Annotated in this window: 14 protein-coding genes and 1 tRNA gene; 7 read left to right on the top strand and 8 right to left on the bottom strand. The window is 60.4% G+C overall.

All coding sequences use genetic code 11. The annotated features are described in order from the left end of the window. The first annotated feature begins 80 nt into the window (after positions 1–80). Entirely contained in the window at positions 81–1,088 is a 1,008-nt protein-coding gene (locus ACR0P8_RS02440; RefSeq protein ID WP_432623332.1) for an asparaginase, read from the top strand. A gap of 368 nt (positions 1,089–1,456) precedes the next feature. Here the strand turns inward: ACR0P8_RS02440 and ACR0P8_RS02435 are convergent, their stop codons facing one another. Together ACR0P8_RS02435 and ACR0P8_RS02430 are read right to left on the bottom strand one after the other, a co-directional pair. Next, positions 1,457–4,012, bottom strand: a complete 2,556-nt coding sequence (locus ACR0P8_RS02435) for an HAD-IC family P-type ATPase (RefSeq protein ID WP_432623330.1) — start codon at positions 4,010–4,012, stop codon at positions 1,457–1,459. A 346-nt stretch (positions 4,013–4,358) separates the two neighbouring features. Then, entirely contained in the window at positions 4,359–6,251 is a 1,893-nt protein-coding gene (locus tag ACR0P8_RS02430; RefSeq protein WP_432623328.1) for a trypsin-like peptidase domain-containing protein, read from the bottom strand. A 270-nt stretch (positions 6,252–6,521) separates the two neighbouring features. Here ACR0P8_RS02430 and tgt point away from each other — a divergent pair, with 270 nt between their 5' ends. After that, on the top strand, positions 6,522–7,874 hold the full coding sequence (tgt, locus tag ACR0P8_RS02425) for a tRNA guanosine(34) transglycosylase Tgt (RefSeq protein WP_432623326.1): 1,353 nt from the start codon (positions 6,522–6,524) through the stop codon (positions 7,872–7,874). A 195-nt stretch (positions 7,875–8,069) separates the two neighbouring features. Beyond that, complete coding sequence (locus ACR0P8_RS02420) at positions 8,070–8,675, top strand: hypothetical protein (RefSeq protein WP_432623324.1); 606 nt, start codon at positions 8,070–8,072, stop codon at positions 8,673–8,675. 284 nt (positions 8,676–8,959) lie between these two features. Here the strand turns inward: ACR0P8_RS02420 and ACR0P8_RS02415 are convergent, their stop codons facing one another. The 3 genes from ACR0P8_RS02415 to ACR0P8_RS02405 all read right to left on the bottom strand — a co-directional run bounded on the left by ACR0P8_RS02415 (position 8,960) and on the right by ACR0P8_RS02405 (position 10,367). Further along, positions 8,960–9,418, bottom strand: a complete 459-nt coding sequence (locus ACR0P8_RS02415) for an Hsp20/alpha crystallin family protein (protein WP_432623322.1) — start codon at positions 9,416–9,418, stop codon at positions 8,960–8,962. A gap of 448 nt (positions 9,419–9,866) precedes the next feature. Continuing rightward, positions 9,867–9,949, bottom strand: a tRNA-Leu gene (locus ACR0P8_RS02410). Between the two features lie 94 nt (positions 9,950–10,043). Further along, positions 10,044–10,367 (bottom strand): winged helix-turn-helix transcriptional regulator, encoded by a 324-nt coding sequence (locus ACR0P8_RS02405; protein ID WP_281775154.1) that lies wholly within the window; start codon positions 10,365–10,367, stop codon positions 10,044–10,046. A 180-nt stretch (positions 10,368–10,547) separates the two neighbouring features. Here ACR0P8_RS02405 and ACR0P8_RS02400 point away from each other — a divergent pair, with 180 nt between their 5' ends. The 3 genes from ACR0P8_RS02400 (at position 10,548) to ACR0P8_RS02390 (ending at position 13,545) form a co-directional block, all read left to right on the top strand. Then, positions 10,548–11,177, top strand: a complete 630-nt coding sequence (locus ACR0P8_RS02400; protein ID WP_432623319.1) for an NAD(P)-dependent oxidoreductase — start codon at positions 10,548–10,550, stop codon at positions 11,175–11,177. Between the two features lie 393 nt (positions 11,178–11,570). Further along, positions 11,571–12,653: a macro domain-containing protein gene (locus ACR0P8_RS02395; protein ID WP_432623317.1), complete on the top strand. Its 1,083-nt coding sequence runs from the start codon at positions 11,571–11,573 to the stop codon at positions 12,651–12,653. Positions 12,654–12,660: 7 nt separating this feature from the next. After that, positions 12,661–13,545 (top strand): SIR2 family NAD-dependent protein deacylase, encoded by an 885-nt coding sequence (locus ACR0P8_RS02390; protein ID WP_432623315.1) that lies wholly within the window; start codon positions 12,661–12,663, stop codon positions 13,543–13,545. A gap of 138 nt (positions 13,546–13,683) precedes the next feature. Here the strand turns inward: ACR0P8_RS02390 and ACR0P8_RS02385 are convergent, their stop codons facing one another. The 3 genes from ACR0P8_RS02385 to ACR0P8_RS02375 all read right to left on the bottom strand — a co-directional run bounded on the left by ACR0P8_RS02385 (position 13,684) and on the right by ACR0P8_RS02375 (position 18,806). After that, entirely contained in the window at positions 13,684–14,586 is a 903-nt protein-coding gene (locus ACR0P8_RS02385) for a DMT family transporter (protein WP_432623313.1), read from the bottom strand. A 329-nt stretch (positions 14,587–14,915) separates the two neighbouring features. Further along, a complete protein-coding gene (locus ACR0P8_RS02380; protein ID WP_432623311.1) occupies positions 14,916–17,591 on the bottom strand; it encodes a X2-like carbohydrate binding domain-containing protein in 2,676 nt (891 codons plus the stop codon). Between the two features lie 150 nt (positions 17,592–17,741). Continuing rightward, positions 17,742–18,806: an alpha/beta fold hydrolase gene (locus ACR0P8_RS02375; protein ID WP_432623345.1), complete on the bottom strand. Its 1,065-nt coding sequence runs from the start codon at positions 18,804–18,806 to the stop codon at positions 17,742–17,744. Positions 18,807–18,951: 145 nt separating this feature from the next. On the opposite strand from ACR0P8_RS02375, the gene ACR0P8_RS02370 reads away from it, so the two are divergent. Continuing rightward, positions 18,952–19,089 carry a hypothetical protein gene (locus ACR0P8_RS02370; RefSeq protein ID WP_432623309.1) on the top strand — a complete coding sequence of 46 codons (138 nt, stop codon included), beginning with the start codon at positions 18,952–18,954 and terminating at the stop codon, positions 19,087–19,089. Positions 19,090–19,094: the final 5 nt, after the last annotated feature.

Genomic DNA, 19,094 nt, shown 5'->3' with positions numbered 1-19,094 from the left:
GCAGCGGGCGAACGTACAATCGCAATACAAAACAAACGGGCCCTCATCGAGCGAGGGCCCTCGTCATACGAGGTGGCAATATGCGCATTCACATCACGTACACCGGCGGCACCATCGGCATGATCGAGTCGCCGAACGGCTTGGTTCCGGGCGCCGACATGCGCGGTTGGCTGCATAGGCTGATCGCGGACGCGCATTTGGATCCGGACCTGTTCTCGTTCACCGAACTTGATCCGCTCATCGATTCGTCGAACGCGACGCCGGACAATTGGCAGACGATGATCGACGACCTGCGTTCGCACCGCGACGAAGCCGACGCGTTCGTAGTGCTGCACGGCACCGACACGATGAGCTATTCGAGCGCCGCGCTGTCTTACGCGCTGGCCGATTTCGGCAAGCCGGTGATTTTCACGGGATCGCAGCATCCGCTTGGCAAAATCGAGTCGGATGCCACCGCGAATGTCACGGGTGCGCTGAATGCCGCGATGAGCGGACGGTTCCATGGGGTGGGTCTGTTTTTCGGGCACCACCTGTTCGCCGGCAATCGTGTGAGCAAGTCGTCGAGCTGGGCGTTCGAGGGGTTCTCCGCACCGTCCACGGGTCCGTTGGCCCGTACCGGCACACCGTGGCATTGGTATGCCGGCAGCGCGCTCACGAGCGAGGGGTGGAAGAATCCGAAGCCGTACACGCGGCATGACGTCGCTGTGATCGACATGGCGCCCGGCATCTCCGCCGCGCGGCTGGGCGCGATGCTCGAACCGCGTCCGGAAGCGGTGCTGCTGCGCGCGTACGGCGTCGGCAACGTGCCCAGCGACGAACCGGGACTGACCGACGTCATCGCCGATGCGCTGCACGACGGCGTACCGGTCGTCATCGCATCGCAATGCCAGCAGGCGGAAGTGCTGCTCGGCCATTACGAGACGGGCGATGCGATCGCGCGCGCCGGAGCGATCGGATCGGGCGACATGACGCTGGAAGCCACGTATGCGAAAATCATGTTCCTGCTGTCGCAGGGCGTGGACGCGGCCGATTTCGGCACGTGGATGACGCGTTCCATCGCCGGGGAGATCTCGCCAAGCTCGCTGTGATGCGGCGGGGGCGCGCAATCCGTCGCTCAAAATGCGTCATGCGACCGAAAAATGTGTCACGATTCGAAAAAACGGCGGAAAAATCGAATCGTGCAACAAACAACCTTCGCTCAACGCCCCCGAAGTGTCTCAGCACAAGCGATTCGCACCCCCTAAACCAGCCTCGGGGGTACAATCGCAAAGCATCATGTCGCACGATTCGAAATTTGCCGTCAAAAATGGAATCGTGCGACATTTCATCACGTGTCATCACGTGAATTCGTCCGCATGGAACAGCCATGCACGGCGATGCACGGCCGCGGCAGCCTTGCACGGCCGCCATTTCCAGACACATGACCGCGAAGCCGGGCCGCCTTGGCTCCCGCCGATTATTCGCGGTCAAGCAGGGCGGTGAGCGCCCACAGGATGCTCACCACGTCGATCGCCTCCTGCATGAACGCGCCGACGACCACCGGAATCAGGTTGAACGCGGCCGCGACCATGCCGATGATGGCCAAGCCGAGACCGACCAACACCGCCTGCAGCATCACGCGCTTCGTGCGGCGGGCAATGGCGATAGCGCGCGGCACGGAAGCGATGTCATCGTTCATGATGACCACCTGCGCCGATTCGGACGCCGCCGTGGACGTGCCGTCGGTCATGGCCATGCCGATATCGGCGACCGCCAATACGGGAGCATCGTTCACGCCGTCGCCGACCATCATGGTCACTTGGCGGGTCATGGATTCGCCGACCACACGCTGCACGACCTTGTCCCACGCGGGCTGGTGCTGATGCGCGTCCTCGGTGGCGTTCTTGACGGCCGCCACCTTGCCTTCGGGGAACAGTTCGGACTGCACGTCGTCGATGCCGACCTCGCCCGCGATGATGCGCGCGGAGGCCTCCTTGTCGCCGGTGAGCATGGACAGTTCGCGCACGCCGAGCCGATGCAGCTTGTCGAGGGAGGCTTTGGCGTTCGCGCGCGGCACGTCACGTAGCACGATGCGCGCGGCCAGTTTGCCGTCGATTGACACGTAGGCGGCCATTTCGTCCGGTTCGAGCGGAGCGAACAGCGAGTTGACCTCCAGTTTCCGCGGGGCGGCGCCAAGTTCGGCAGCCTGCGTGTCCGATTCTGCAGAATCGGACATCCGAGATGCGTTCCGTCCACGTTGCGTGTCCGATTCTCCAGAAACGGACATCTGAGCACCATTCAAACCCGTCTGAATGTCCGATTCTCCAGAATCGGACACATGAGCAACGGAAGCGGACTGCGCGGCGGAACTGGTGGATACGGAGGAACCGGGTGCGCCTCCGCCCAACACATGCGTGAAACCAGCCTCATCGGCCGTCGCATACGCGAACCGGCCCACGCGCACCCGATGCCCGTTCACCTCGCCGGACACGCCTTTGCCAGACTCCTCCTTGATGTGCTTCACAACCGGATAATCGCGGCCATGTCCGGGCAGATTCCGTTCTGCGCACAGCCGCTGCCCATTCGCATACCGCTCGTACAGCTTCTTCATAGCCTGCTGTCCGGCCGCCGCGATGCCTTTGGACAGGATGTGCACGGAATAGCCTTCCACCACGCCGGCCATCATGAGGATGTGGTCCTCGTCGTACGGCGAACTGTTCTCGAACGGCTTCTCCACGCGCACCACCTGCGGTTGTTTGACGGTGAGCGTGCCGGTTTTGTCGAAGAAGATGTGCGATACGCGGCCAAGATTTTCCAGCACGTCCTGCGCTTTGATGAGGATGCCGGCTTTAGCGAGACGGCCGGTGCCAGCCACGTACGCAACGGGCGCCGCAATCAGCAGTGGGCAGGGCGTGGCCAATACCAGCACCTGCGCGAATCGCAACGGAGTGCCGGCGACGGCCCATGCGATGCCAGCGATCGCCAGCGAAAGAATGGTGAACGGCACAGCCAGCACGTCGGCTGTTTTGACGACAGTCGGGCGCGATTCCTGCGCCGACGACACCAGTTCGAGGATTTTCTGATACTGCGAATCTTGCGCCAATTGCGTGGCACGCATCGTCAAAGCGGTCGACCCGTTGACCGCGCCCGACAACACGCGTGCTCCCGCATACACTTCGCGCGGCACCGGCTCGCCGTTGATATTGCTCAGGTCCAAGGTGGCCACGCCAGACAGCAGCTCGCCGTCGACTGGCACCGTCTCGCCCGGCAACACGAGAATCACGTCGCCCAGCTTGACCCGGTCGACCGGAACGGTGTCGAAATGCTCGCCGGCCGCATCAAACGTCTTTCCGGCACCACGAATGTCCGATTCTGCAGAAACGGACACGTGGGCATCCTGTTTGCCATCACGAATGTCCGATTCTCCAGAATCGGACACGTGAGATGCGTTGCGTACCGTCTGGATGTCCGATTCTGCAGAATCGGACAAATTTGCACCAGCCACGATGACAGCCACCGCACCGGCACCAGCCACCTTGCGGAATCCGTCGGCCGTCACGTCCGCCGCGTGCTCGTCCTCGGAGGCGTGCACGTGCCCGCGCAGACCCGGCAGCGACACCACGTGGGCCGTGCGCGGCGCCGCGTCGACCAGCGCGGTCAGATTGCCCTCGGCCTTCGACTGCGCGAATTCCTCAATCGCCTCGCCAGATGAAATCATCAGTACCACGGCCCACGCGGCCCAGTATTCCTGCACCGCCACCGTCGACGCAATCGCGATGACGGCCAGCAGATCCACACCCACATGGCCGTGCCGCAAATCGTCGATCATGCCAATCACCGTCACCACAATCGTGTATACGACCAGCGCGATCACGATCCACTGTCCGACGCCCGGATTGAACGGTCCGAAGGCCAACGAAACACCCGCCGTCTCCCATGGCTTCCACGCGCCCAGCAATGCCAGCGGAATCGCGGCGAGAATGGTGATTGGAAGCAGCGGGACTTCCTTACATAAAGCAATGATTCTACGCATGAGAATCTCCTTACGCTCGTTTCGGACGCCTTGTTAACCCACCGGCGCCCCGCCTGCGCGGACCATCGATACACGGCGTAAAAAGATGTTTTCAGCATAACAGAGCATTGCGATAGCCATGCGCCGGACGTGCAAAAGACACGCTGACAGCGCATGAAAGGCATACGAAAAGGGCTGTGCGATTGCTCACACAGCCCTTGCTTTTCGTTGGTTTTCCGACGTTTTTCGTAGGTTTTCCAACGTTCTTGCGATTACGCGACCGGCACGGCCCACGTTCGCGCTTCGCCGTCAGCACATCGGGTGGCGTCCACCCGTCGCACGTCCGGCGTCACGCGTCACGTCGGCTTTACCACATGCCGAACGGATCGAACAGGCCACCGCCGTCGCCGTTGCCATTATTGTTATTGTTGCCGCCGTTGCCGAGACCGTTGTCTCCGTTGCTGTTATCGTCGTTGTCGTTGTTGCCATTGTTGTTCTGCTGACGCTGGTCCTGCTTGTTGGAGGAGCTCGTCTTGCTCTCCTCCTGGTCGAGCGTCACCTCGAGGTCCATGGTGTTGCCGCCGCGAACCACGGTCAGCTTCACCTTGTCATCCATGGCGGAGGCGCGGACGTAGCCGAGCAGCGAGTAGTTGTTGTTCACAGCCTTGCCGTTGAACGCCACGATGGAGTCGCCCGTCTTCACGCCGGCTTTGGCCGCAGGGCCGCCGTCGGTCACGGCCTGCACCTGGGCGCAGCCGCGGGTCACGCCATCGGCTTCGACCGTGGAGCTCTTGATGGTGATGCCGAGGACCACGTGCTTCACGGAGCCGTTGTCGATGATTTCGTTGGTCACCCGCTTGACGAGGTTCGACGGAATGGCGAATCCAATGCCGATGGAACCGGCGGTGCCGGACGAGCTTGCGGTGGAGGCGATGGACGAGTTGATGCCGATTACCTGGCCAGCCGCATTGAAGGTCGGGCCGCCGGAATTGCCCGGATTGATGGCCGCGTCGATCTGCACGGCATTGGTGACGATGGCGTTGTTGTCGTCATCGGTCACGGTCACCGGACGGTTGAGCGCGGATACGATTCCGGTGGTGACGGTGTCGTCGTAGCCGAGCGGGTTGCCGATGGCCATGACGGATTCACCGACGGCCAGATCGTCGGAATCGGCGAATTCCGCGACTTTCAGGTCGCTCGGCGGATTGTCGAGCTTGATGACGGCCAAATCGGTGGTGGTGTCCGTGCCGACCACCTGGGCGGAATACATGGCACCGCTGGCAAGCGTCACCTGAATCTGCTGTCCGCCGGAAATCACGTGGTTGTTGGTGGCGATGTAGCCCTTGTCGCTGATCACCACACCGGATCCCTTGGCCTCACCGTCGCTGGTCGTCACGTCGATGGCCACCACGGAGTCGGACACTTCCTTGGCCACCGCGCTCCAATCGACCGCCTGGCCGGACTTCACCTTGGCGGAGCCGGAACCGGACGTGTTGGATTTGACGTCGGACAGCGAGCTGGAGGACGGCACATGCACCCAGCCGTTGGAAATCGCGGTGAAGCCGATGCCGAGGCAGAGCGCGCCGGACACGAGCGCCGCCACGACCGCGGTGACCACATGGCTGGCTGTGCCGGACTTCTGCTTCGTTACGACGGGCGAGGACGGCTGGTTCGGGAATCCCTGGCCTGGCGTTCCGAACGGGTTGCCGTTGCCTGCCGGCGGAACGTTTGCGCCATACTGCGGCTGACCACCGTTTTGCGATTGCGAGCCGTTCTGCGCGGTGGGAGTGGCGAACGGATTGCCGTTCGGCTGGTTCTGGCGATTGCCGTTCATATACGGGTTGCCGAAATTGCCGAAGAACGGCCGGCCCTGTTGCGGCTGTCCTTGCTGCGGCTGCGCGGGATTGCCAGCGTTTTGGCCTGCAGTTTGGCTCGCGGCACCATTCGCCGGCGGCGTAGGCACGGGGCCGTACGCGCCGTATTCCGGTGCCGGACGATACTGTTCGGTCGGCGCTGACTGCGGCGAAGTGCCGACCACCGTGCTTTCGCCGGCGGCGGAAGCGTAATCGGGCGTATCGTCCGTTGCGTCCACGGCAGGAATGGCGGTGGTGGGACGTTCGTCCGAGTCCCGCACCTCGATCGGTTCGGTGATGGAAGTCTGCGTTTCGTCGGCGACGGGCTGTTCCGACGCCTGCGGCGCGGTCTGCTGCGCGTCGTTCTGCGGCTGCGCGATGTTCTGATCGCTGTTCTCTTCAGCCATTGTTTCTCCTTATTCGTCTCGCGGCATTCACATGGTCAGCAATCGTGCCGCTCGAACTGCTATTTAAGAGTAAAGATAGTTGCGCTGGAAGTTTCCTGAATGTTTGTTGAAAGTAATAACCGAATCAGGTTACAGTTTGCGGACCATCGTCCGCCCGACGGGCCGTCACCCGTACGGACGGCAGCCGTCAGGCCAGTATCTGCCTAGCTTCCGCCGGCATCGAATTCCGGCGATCCGCGGCAATCGGCGCTATCGCATAAAGTACATTGCATGACAAGCCTTACTGAATCGCACACCGACCAGACCGCGGAAGCCGCACCGGCCGAAAACCTGATCGAACATCCGCGCGGAGCGGAACCCGGCAAACCCGGCCGGCGCGACGCGTTCTATTTCGAACAGAAAACCCGCCTTCCCGACGCGGCCGACGGCAAGGGCCGTGGTGGCGCGCGTTACGGACGCACCGGCATCATCCACACCCCGCACGGCGACATCCACACCCCGGCGTTCGTGCCGGTGGCCACCCAGGCCGCGATGAAGGCCGTACTGCCGGAAACCATGCGGGACCTCGGCGCGCAATGCCTGCTGTCCAACGCGTTCCACCTGTACGAACGCCCCGGCGAGCAGGTGCTCGATGAGGCCGGCGGACTGGCGAAGTTCATGAACTGGAACGGACCGACCTTCACCGATTCCGGCGGATTCCAGGTGCTTTCGCTCGGCGCGGGCTTCAAGAAGACGCTCGCCATGGACGTGACCGGCATGAAATCGGATGACGTGATCGCGGAAGGCAAGGAACGGCTCGCATTCGTGGACGAGGACGGCGTGACGTTCAAATCGCCGCTCAACGGCTCGCTGCACCGTTTCTCCGCCGAAATTTCGATGGGCATCCAGCACAAAATCGGCGCCGACATCATGTTCGCCTTCGACGAACTGACCACGCTGATGAACACCCGCGGCTACCAGGAACGCTCCGTGGAACGCACCTACCGTTGGGCGCAGCGCTGCGTGACCGAGCACAAGCGGCTCACCGAAGAACGGCTTGGCAAGCCGTATCAGGCGCTGTACGGCGTGGTGCAGGGCGCGAATTACGAGGATCTGCGCAGGCATGCGGCCGAGCAGATCGCCTCGCTTGATTTCGATGGCGTCGGCATCGGCGGCGCGATCGAGAAGCGCATCATCGGCGACACGTGCGCCTGGATCTGCGATGCGATGCCGGAAAGCCGCCCGCGCCACGTGCTCGGCATCGCCGCGGTCGACGACATCTTCGCCTGCGTGGAGAACGGCGGCGACACGTTCGATTGCGTGGCGCCGGCGCGATGCGGCCGAAACGGCGCGATTTTCACGCGTCACGGACGCTACAACATCAAGCGCGCGCAGTTCAAGCACGATTTCGGTCCGCTTGAGGAGGGTTGCGACTGCTACACCTGCACGCATTATTCGCGCGCATACGTGGATCATGCGCTGCGTGCCCGCGAATTCAACGGTTTCACGCTGGCTACGATCCACAACGAGCACTTCTTCGTGAAGCTGCTCGATGATATCCGCGCATCGATCGACGGCGGCTATTTCAACGAATTCCGCGACGAGACGCTCGCGAAGTTCTACGAAAACGGGTCTCGCGGCTGATCCGCACCGGCATGGAGCGTTGCGCTTCGGCCGGCTGCCCGGTTTTATCGAATTGTGTGAGTCGAATGTCCGATTCCCGACTCACACAATTCAGAACATCACAATCAGACACACATCAACAGATGTTGCTTTAGTCTGCAATCTTCTAATACTAGAATATTCAGCACGTATTCACATCAATCAAGGGGGATTGTGATGACTATGCGAAACGGGGAAAAAACTGCTTCTTGTGTATCTGTTAGGCACCACCGGACAGCAATCGTCTGTATAGCGCTGGCGGCGATTTGCGCAATCTGCGTCTGCCTATACTGCATGTTTCCCAACATGTTTCACGGTATGTTCCACGGAAACGCCCACCCCGACGGTCCGTCGACAACGCAGTCCTCTTCACAGACCAAAGCCGATTTCAGCTCTGCCGACATCGCCGAACTCAACAAAGCAGTTGGCAGTACGGATGGCAATTCCGTAAGTCTTGCCGAAGCACATCCAAGCTATGTCGTTGGATCGGACGGCACGCTCAAAGTACAACCCACCCGAAGCGTCGATGAGCTGCACAACAGCGGCATGTACCAGCTGACGGTATTCTGCCTAGGAAATGGAAAACTCGATATCGATTTTTCCATTGGAACGGCGGCAAGACAGCAAACCATGCAATGTCTAACGGAATCCGTCAACCAGACATCGGTGAACCTCGACGTGGACATAGCAGATACCGGCACCGTGAACAGCACGACGGTTATCACGCCAACGAGTTCATCGAAATGCCTAATCGCATACCGATTGGATTATCTGGCCGCATAGCCACTGCGCCTCCTCCGGATCACCCTGTCTCGCCCACCCTGTTTGTCCGATTCTGGAGAATCGGACATCCGCGCCCTATATTCAGCACCCTGTGTGTCCGTTTCTGCAGAATCGGACACGCAGAGTCATGTTCGGGATGCATGTTTGTCCGATTCTGGAGAATCGGACATTCGTTGGGCATTCGTTAAACATTCGGAAAACGAAAATACCGGGCACCCTGCACGGGCGTCCGGCATTGTTTGCTTAGTGATTACCGCGATTCACGGCTTGCGGAGGCCGTGAAATCAGCCTTCGATGGCAATCTGGTGCTTGGCCTCAACCTGCTGTTGCGCTTCAGGCTTCGGCATTTCCAGGCACAGGGTGCCATCCTTGTAGCTGGCGTGAATATCGGAATCCTTCACGTCCTCGCCAACGTAGAAGCTACGAGAGCAAGAGCCGGCGTAGCGTTCGCGACGCAGCCAGCGACCGTTGTCGTCCTTGTCCTCGTGAGAGCTGTCGCGATGCGCGGAAACGGTCAGATAGCCGTTCTGCAGATCCAGCGAGATGTCATCCTTCTTGAAACCAGGCATGTCGATGTCGACCATGTAGCCCTTGTCGGTCTCGCGCACATCGGTGCTCATCATGCCCGTCGACATATTCGCATCGCATGCCGCGTGATCCATGTTGCGCCAACCCTCGAAGAACGGATCGTCGAACAGGTCGGAGAACATCGTGTCATTCATCAAAGCCGGAAACATTGCCATAATCGGTACTCCTTAAGCAAATGCGCGTTCTGCGCGCGGAGTAATGCGGCTTGGCAGCCGGCCGTGCGATTATCGCCGCGGCGTCACCATCTGGCGACACCGACGACCGGGTTCGTTGCCACATCCGGAACCCTCCCGGGCTCCTGACCTTGACCTTTCACTTCACCCAACTCTTCCGGGCGCCTCTCATTCCGGAATTATGCTCACAGTGAAATGCGATGATGGCGCGATGGAAACGATGCTGCCGCTTTGGCTATTTTCAACGGATTTGGCAGTCGCGCGATACTTGGAAATTCCGAAAATACGGCGAAACGATGCCAATACATTCTGCCGATTCGCTGTCAATCGCCAGATATTTCTTATATTTCTGTTATATTTTCCGGTTGTGCCGTATACGAGAAAACCCCGGACCATTGGTATTCCAACGTTCCGGGGTTTTCCATTCCCGTGCGAGCGGGGGGAGTTGAACCCCCACGAGCATACACTCACTGCCACCTGAAGACAGCGCGTCTACCATTCCGCCACGCTCGCAGACAATCGACTAATTTACACCGCTTCATCCCAAGTAACAAATCGGCGTGTCGCGATTGGCGGATGGGAGCCGCAGAGCATGCCCACAGCCAGCTCAGGCGGCATGCTCGGCCTTGTACTGCGTGCCCCAGTCCTTCATCGCCTCGATGATCGGCTGCAGCGTCCGTCCGGTTTCCGTCAGCGAATACTCCACGCGCGGCGGCACCTCCGGATACACCTCACGATGCACCAACCCGTCGCGTTCCATCTGACGCAGGTTCGCCGTCAGCACTTTCTGCGATACATTGCCGACCGAACGGCGCAGCTCGCTGAATCGTTTGGTGCCGTCCAACAAATCTCGCAGAATCAGCACCTTCCATTTATCGGAGATCATCAGCAATGTCGTCTCTACGGGACACGCCGGTAATTCACGTTCCATCGAAAAAACTTCTCCTTCATGAATCGCAATAAAATCAATAAAAGTTCCCTTTTGGTAACTATAGCACTTTATTGTGCCTTCTTCCGTTTTGGTCAGTATGGAAATAATGTTCATAACGACAGCGGGAAGCAACGGGAATCCGCCCGCCAAAACCTTAAGACACCTACGAAAGGAACGAACATGAAGATCGCAGTAGTGGCAGCCAACGGCAAGGAAGGCCAGCTCGTCGTCAAGGAGGCCGTCAAGCGCGGCCATGACGTGACCGCCGTGGTGCGCGGCGAGAACAAGTCCGAGGCGCAGCACGCCATCATCAAGGATCTCTTCGACCTGACCGCGGCCGACCTCGCCGGCTTCGACGTGGTTGTGGACGCGTTCGGCGTGTGGGCACCGGAAGACCAGCCGCAGCACTCCACCTCCCTCAAGACCCTGTGCGACGCACTGTCCGGCACCGACACCCGCCTGATCGTGGTCGGCGGCGCAGGCAGTCTGTACGTCGACGCCGAGCACAAGACCCAGGTCAAGGACCTGCCGACCTTCCCGGAGGCGTTCATCCCGCTGGCCAACGGCATGGGCAAGTCGCTGGAAGAGCTGCGCGAGCGCTCCGACGTGAAGTGGACCTACATCAGCCCGGCCGCTGATTTCCAGGCTGAAGGCGCACGCACCGGCTCCTACGAGCTGGCTGGCGAGGAGTTCACCGCCAATGCCGAGGGCCAGAGCTTCATCAGCTACGCCGACTTCGCCATCGCCGTGGTGGACGAGGCCGAATCCGCCAAGCACGTCGGCGAGCGCATCTCCGTGTACACCAAGTAAGGTACGCACCCAACCACGCTGGGGGCAGATTAGCCGGTCGCAGGCATCCAGAGTGTCCGATTCTGCAGAATCGGACATATAGGCCTTGCGGAACATGCCTTACGTGTCCGATTCTCCCGAATCGGTCGCGCGTGGTGTTCTGCAGATGCCGCGGATGTCCGATTCTGGGGAAACGGACATCCGCGGGGTCAATATCTGGGTCTGAGTGTCCGATTCTCCAGAAACGGACATGTAGGGTACTTATACGAGCTTTTGTTTGTCCGATTCTGCAGAATCGGACACGTGGGGCACCAGGGTACGCAGGGTATGCGTGAGGTACACGGGATGCGCGGCATGCACGTGGGACGGGCATGGTCTATGCGTGGTTTATGGGTATGAACGGAAGGAATGTGGATGGATCAGCGGCAGCGTCGCGTCTGGCTTATCGGGCAGTTGCTAAGGGAATATCCGGAATATCAGGATGCCGACGAGGCGGATTTGCCGATTCCGCACGATGACGAGGAGCAGCGTCTGCTGCTGCGCGCGCTGCAAAACGTCCGTCCACCCGCGCCGGTGAGCGAACGGTTCCTGCATGTGCAGGACGAGTATCTGGGTGCGGTGCTCGCACAGCGCGCCATCACCGACACGGACGACGTTCTTCCAATCGAAACCATCGTGCCGGCAGGCATCAACGTACAACGTGCGTGGCCGGCATCGCCCGTACGAAATGGTCAGCCTTCGCAAACCCCGCAAACCCCGCAAACTCAGCAAACTCAGCAAACCCCGCAAACCGGCGCAACGCTCGCCATTTGGCAGGGCGACATCACCACCCTGCGTTGCGATGCGATCGTCAACGCGGCGAACAGCGGGCTCACCGGCTGCTATGCGCCGAACCATCATTGCATCGACAATGCGATTCATACCGCCGCCGGCGTGCAGCTGCGCCTTGCCTGCGATCGGATTATGGAGCAGCAGGGGCATCCGGAACCGGTCGGCCACGCCAAGATCACACCGGGATTCAACCTGCCTGCGCGCTACGTGTTGCACACGGTCGGCCCGATGATCCCCAGCGGCGATCCGACGCCGGCCGAGCAGGAGCAGTTGGCGGACTGCTACCGTTCCTGCCTGCGTCTGGCCGCCGACCATGGTCTCGAAACAATCGCATTCTGCTCGATTTCCACCGGCGAATTCCGTTTCCCCGCAGAACTGGCGGCGCGCATCGCCGTGCACACGGTCCGCGATTTTCTTACGCAGCGATGTGCGCAAGAATTCCCGCAACAAGAAGTCGCGCAATCGCAGCAAACGCAATCGCAGCAAACGCAATCGCAGCAAACGTCAACCAACGCCACAGCCGCCCCAATCGCTTCAACCCCAGCCAGCCCCGCCAACACAGCTGACACCGCCAACACACCCAGCACCATCAGGAAAGTGATCTTCGATGTCTTCTCCGACCGCGACCGCCAGATTTACGAGCGCGTATTCGCCGACCATGCCTGACGGGAGCATGGCTGACAGGACCATGGCTGACAGTGAGCATATCGCCGCGATCGAACGGCTCGCGAAGGCGTGGCATGAGGCGGATTGCGTGCTTATCGGCGCCGGATCAGGCCTGTCCACGTCGGCGGGTTACACGTATTCCGGCGAACGCTTCGACCGCCTGTTCTCCGATTTCAAGGAGCGCTATGGCATCACCGACATGTATTCGGGCGGTTTCTATCCTTTTGACACACTTGAGGAGTACTGGGCGTGGTGGAGCCGCGCGATCTACTACAACCGGTACGTGCCGGCGCCCAAACCGGTGCATCACATGCTGCTGAACATGTTGCATTCCACCGGTAAGGACGACTATTTCGTGCTGACCACGAACGTCGACCACTGTTTCCAGAAGGCCGGTTTCGACAAGTCGCGTCTCTTCTACACGCAGGGCGATTACGGCCTGTGGCAGTGTTCGCTGCCGTGCACGCAGGTCACCTATGACAACGAGCAGGCCGTACGGGAGATGGTCGAGAAGCAGTCGGACATGCGCGTGCCGAGCGATTTGGTGCCGCATTGCCCACGTTGCGGCCGTCCGATGATGCCGAATCTGCGTTGCGACGCCTCGTTTGTGGAGGATGACGGTTGGCATGCCGCCGCCCGCCGGTATGGCGATTTTCTCGAACGGCATGGGAATTCGCGCATACTATTGCTTGAGCTCGGCGTTGGCGGCAATACGCCGGCAATCATCAAATATCCGTTCTGGCGATTGACGGGCGAAAATTCGAACGCCACATACGCATGCCTCAATCTGGGCGAGGCGGCGGCACCAGCGCAGATTCACAGCCAATCCATCTGCCTCAACGCGGACATCGGGCAGGCGCTGGGCGAGCTGGCTGTGGCGCTCAGGAAGTAACAGTCAAGCCAGGAAATACGGCAAGATGCGGCCGCCTATCCATTTTCCCGGCTTGGCTGCGTTTGTCCGACGCGTCGGTATCAGCATCGAGACATACGGGCACTCGGCCATGGGCATGTGAGAAGCGGACGCACGCGCTCAGCGCACCAAAAACACCATGACGAGGATCATCACAAATCCGACCAGATCGGTCGGCTCGAACACCGCACCGGTCCACGCAACGGCGGAAATCGTGGCCATCACCGGTTCGCTGGTGCCGAGCATGGTGGCGCGCATGGCGCCGACGCGCATCACACCGGCCATGTACAACCAGAATGCGCCGAACGTGCCACCGATCACGGTGAAGACCATCAGCCCAATCCCGGCCCAATCCAAGTACGGCGCCGACGCCCACGGCTTCACGAACGGTAGCAGCACGAGTCCGGAAATCAGGAACGCGACGCCGTTGACGGTGAAGTTTCCCCAACGTTCGATGAGTTTCACCGGCACAATCGACATGGCGGCGGTGGAAATCGCATTGACGACGCCCCACGCCAGACCGGCCAGCGGCAGCTTCAGCGTCGTGACATCGCCGCCGGTCGCGATCAGCACGGTGCCGGCGAAGGCGAGCGCCACGCCAATGCCTTCGCGCATGCCGGGAAATCGTCTTCCACGCAGGCATACGAAGGCGAGGACGAACAGCAGATTCAGGCTTTGCAGCACGGTGGCGGTGCCGGAGTTCGTCCAGTTGATGGATTCAAGATAGGCCACCTGAACGAGGAGCACGCATACGAGGGCGGTCGTCAGGATTCGTGGATACGATGCGCGGTCGCGCAGCATGCCGGAAAGCGGCTTCGGCGTCATGATGGCCGAGCAGGCCAGGAACAGCACACCCGCAGCCAGTTCGCGCACGCACGCTATCCAGAGCGGCGACGCATGGTAGGTGCCCATGAGGATTTTGGAGACTGTGGCGTTGATGCCCCACAGCACGCCTCCGCACAAGGTCATTGCGATGCCGACGAGCAGATCCTTCGGCGTGCGTTCGAACGTCTTTCCCACCATCGGTCGCTGTTCTCCTCTTTTCGCCAACATATCCGTCTCTATCTCGCAACCGCATCCCGCAGTCTCACGCACCATTCAACAACCATGACGCAACTTATGGGAGTCACGGCGGTTCCACGGTTCCACGGCATCCACGGCATCCGTTCCGCAATGGCACGGGATAGACGTGGCGCATGGTCGCAAAAACAGCGCCGAAAACAACAATGCCGGCCGTACGGGATGAACTCCCATACGGCCGGCATTGCAATCGGCAATTCCGTAGAACGGTTCAGCGGTTAGCTGGAATCGTTGCGATGTTCGCCGCGATCACCAGCTCCGCTTTATGGCGATCACTTGCGACGCTGGCGCATCAGCAGCACCGCACCGCCGGCGATGACGAGCATGGCCGCCGCAAGCATCATGCCCAACACGTTCGAGCCGGTGCTGGCAATCGTCTGGGCTGCCGTCTTGCTGCTGGCCGTGCTGGCGTTCGTGTTTTCACCCTGGTGGGACGGACCAGCCGGCTTGACGCCCGGCGTGCTGTCCTTCACCGCCACGGTGAACCTCACCCGGGCGCCACGGTTGAACTTCACCGTCACGGAGCCGGTGGTGCCGGTCTGCTGGGCGTTGAGGAACGTGCTGGTCAACGTGATGCCGGAGCCGTCCTCGTTAATCACATAGTCCTTGCCCTCTTCGAGCGGCTGGTAGTTATATTCCACGCTCTCCACGGTGTTGCCATTGAAGTTGACACCCACGTTCAGGCCGGCCTTGTTCGCGGCCTTGGTGTCGGCATCATACTTGTCGTACGTGAAGGAATCGCCCGCGGTCAATACGGCACTTCCCTTCCAGTCGCGATCGGCAGCCAGATCGTTCAGGTTCCAGATCTGCGTACCGTTGTACGGATTCGCGGTGCCGATGCTCAGACCGGAGTTGGTCTCGGCGAACACGCGCAGACCGTGGTTGTTGTTGTCTCCGAGGCCGTTGCGGGTGATGGTCTGGAAGTTCAGACCGTCGCTGGTGACCACGAGGTCGAATCCACGCTTGTTGATGGTCGCAGAGGACAGGTAGCGGCACACGCCCACGAAATACGTGAAGTTCTTGACGTTGTCTTCGGTGAGCCACTTGTCGAGCTGATCGGTGATGGAGGACGGCAGCATCGGGCGGACTTCCTGGTAGAGCTTAAGCAGCTCTTCCAGCGCCTTCTGGAACTCCTCACGGTCTTCGATCGTGTACGTGTTGGCGTCGTCGAGAGACATCGTGGCCGTTCCGTCGGACGAGACGTCGGTCTGCTTGGATTCCAAATCGCCCGACATGTCCTGCATCAGGGATTCCATGCGCTCCACCTTGTCGAGCTGAGCGTCGGAAGACGTGTCGACGGCCTTGCCAGCGGTCTCATCGGACTGCGTGGCCACCGGGGACTTCGCATCCTCGGAAGCAGCATCGCCATCCGTCTTCGCGTCGGCATCATTCGAATTGGCATCGGACGTGCTGGCGTCAGCCGAATTCTTGGACGAATCGTTGGATTCCGCCTCAAGGTACTTCTTGATGTATTCGATCTGCTGCTTCCACTCTTCCGGAGTGCGCTTGAGGATGTCGCCGTTGGCGAACTGCGTGACCGGGTAAGCCAGGTCGCTGATGTCGAACGTGCCCGCGTACATCTTGCCGTCATACGACTGCATACGCCACACGTACTGGTTGAGATGACGGCTCATATCGTCTTCGGAGCTGAGGCCCGCGCGCATCGCCTGGCCGTCGATGGTGCCCTTCGGCGTGCCGAAGTACTTGTCCCCGTCGGCGCCGGCCACGAGTTCGAAGTTCTCATTGGCATCCATGCGCCACAGGTTCACCGGATTCGACATGTCGTTGTACATGTTCTCGAACTTGTTGTTCATCATATCGGGCAGAGCCACCATGGGGTCGTTGTAGCCGCCGATGTACAGATGGTTCTTGTACACCACCAGGTTCGCCGCGCCGGAACGGGTCGCGCCGAAGCCGAAATCATACTTGGCGCCGTCCTTGGTGTCGCCCACAAGCGGCGTATACTTCCAGCTGCCGTCGGCCTGCTCCTCGCCGCGGACCAGCGCAAACGACTGCTTCTTGGCCGACGTGCCGGTGACGATGGTGATGTACAGCCTGTTGTTGAAGGCGATCATATCCCAGATGGCACCGCCGAAGATGTTGTCGGTGTAGTGGTATGCCGGATAGTTGAACAGATCCTGCTGCGTGGCGATGGTCTTGAACGACTTGGCGCCCGCGGACGGATTGGAGGAAGCCACGATGTAGGCGCCATCGGCGCCGATCATGCTGGCGACGAGCTTGTTGCCTATCACGGCCAGACCGCGGATGCCCACGGAAATGCCCTCTGCCACGCCACCGCTCTGGTACACGACCTTGCTGGAATCATCCTTCGGGTCGACTTCCAGCAGATACGGCGCACCCTGCGCCGCGGCCGCGAAATACAGCTTGTCATGGAATTCGACGGCCGCACGGTAGCCGTTCACGTTGAACTTGCCGCCAGTGGCCTTCTGAATCGGCGGCACGACGATCTTCACTTCGCCGGTGACCGTATTGATCTTCAGCAGCAGGCTGCGGTTCTCACCGCTGTCGAGGAACAGCTTGCCGTTGAACATCATGTCAAGGCTGGCCTTGATCTTCGCATAGGTGGAATTGGTCTGGACGGCGATGTGCTTCAAAGTGCTGCCCATAGCCGAGTAGCAGGTGCCCACGTACATCCAGTCGCCGTAGCCGAGGGAAGACCAGGAGTAGTTCTGTCCACGATCGGCCTCGCCATCACCGACGGTGGCGTTGCCGTTCGCATCGACGTCCGTGATGCCGTCGATGGCATAGGTATCGTTCTTCGGATGCGAAATCTTCGTTGCGGTGTATCCCGCGCCTTGCTGCACGGTGATACCGGGAGCCTTGCCATTGGAATCCGCTGCGGATGCCACGGAAACCGGAACGAGCATGGCGCATGCGGCTACAGTCGCGATGACGGCTTTGCTGAATTTCGATTGGAATCGCTTCATTGTTTTTCTCTCCAACACCCCACCCGTCCCTGCGACGAATGGCATGGATAAAAATATCATGAGCTTGCGAGAAAATTGCCGGAATGCCACCGGAGCATGCGATATTTCAGAGGGAACCGCGGCCGCAGCACGCGCGGCCGCAGCATCCCCCTACAGACTGGCGTCGGGGGCAGTGAGAAAATCGAGGATTTTGTCCAGATACGACCCGAGCACGTTGTTCGGCATGGAGAAGATCTCGTGCAGCGATTGCCCGTACCGAACCTTCTCGATTGATCCACCGCCTTCGCGCACTCGTTCCACGAAATCGTCCTGCGGTCCGTTGAGTACCCAAATGTCACGTCCAGCCTGGAACAGCAGCATCGGGGTTTCGATCGCGCCGCACATGTCCGGCTTGAGGATGGCGCGGGACAATGCCAGTGCCTGGTGCGCCCATTCGAAGGTCGCCGCGTTGGTCTGGCACGACACATCGTCGCAGCGTTGCTGATGGAACCAGCGCACGCGCGCTTCGGAAGCGCCCTTATGCTCGTCGAGATCGAGGTCGGTCGAGAAATCGGTATGCCCGAATACGCGCGATTTGCCGAATCCCAGTCCGCACAGCATGCCCGTCGCGGCGCGCGCCAGCCATGTCGGCATACCGACGACGGGTGCGATCATGGGCGCGGACAGCACCGCCTTGTCGAACAGGGACGGATAGCGTTCCAGCACGGCCGCGCCGATGCCGCCACCCATCGAATGGCAGTACAGGTTCAACGGCTTGTCGCACGCGTATTCATGTCCGACGGTATCGGCGAAGGCAGCGAGATCGGCCACATACCGGCGCCAATCGTCAATCCATACCAGGCTGGGATTATCCACGTCGTGCACGGAATGGCCGTGCCCGCGATGTTCGAGGATGCATACGGAATAGCCGGCCAACAGGAAATACCATGCCATTTCACTGTATTTGCGCGCGAATTCGGTGAATCCATGCGATATGACAATCGCACCGCGGAACACACCGGAAGCGCCGTCTTCACGCAACGCGTCGAATTTGGCCGCATCGTAGCAGCAATAATGCAGCCGGCCCGGTTCGGCCAGCTTTGGCAGCGAATCGCCATTCCAATCGACGGTGGCGGGATCCATCCAACCTTCCGTCATACAGGCGTCCAGCGCGGGCAACACCTTGCTTTCCATTTCGGCATCGTAATTCGCCTCGTCGAGCAGCCTAAGAATCATGCTTTCATCATACGAATCCCGCATGAACAAACCTTTGACCCACAGCGCTTAGACTCCGCGTATCGGACGTGCTCCCCCATGCAATGGACGCACTCCCCCATACAATATCGGTATGAAAATCATGTCATTGTGCATGGCATTCGTCATGTTCTGTACCATGCAGCCAGCCGGAACGATGAATTCGGCCGGCGAGAACACAGCCGCTTCCGCCGACGCGACGAGCGGAACCGCGTCCGCCATCATCACCTGCCCACCGCCGCTCCACTGGCTGTGCGGAAAGTGAGCCAT

Source organism: Bifidobacterium sp. (genome assembly GCF_050874245.1).
Taxonomy (GTDB): domain Bacteria; phylum Actinomycetota; class Actinomycetes; order Actinomycetales; family Bifidobacteriaceae; genus Bifidobacterium.
The sequence above is the reverse complement of the archived record's forward strand: the minus strand, read 5'-3'. Positions and strand labels throughout refer to the sequence as shown.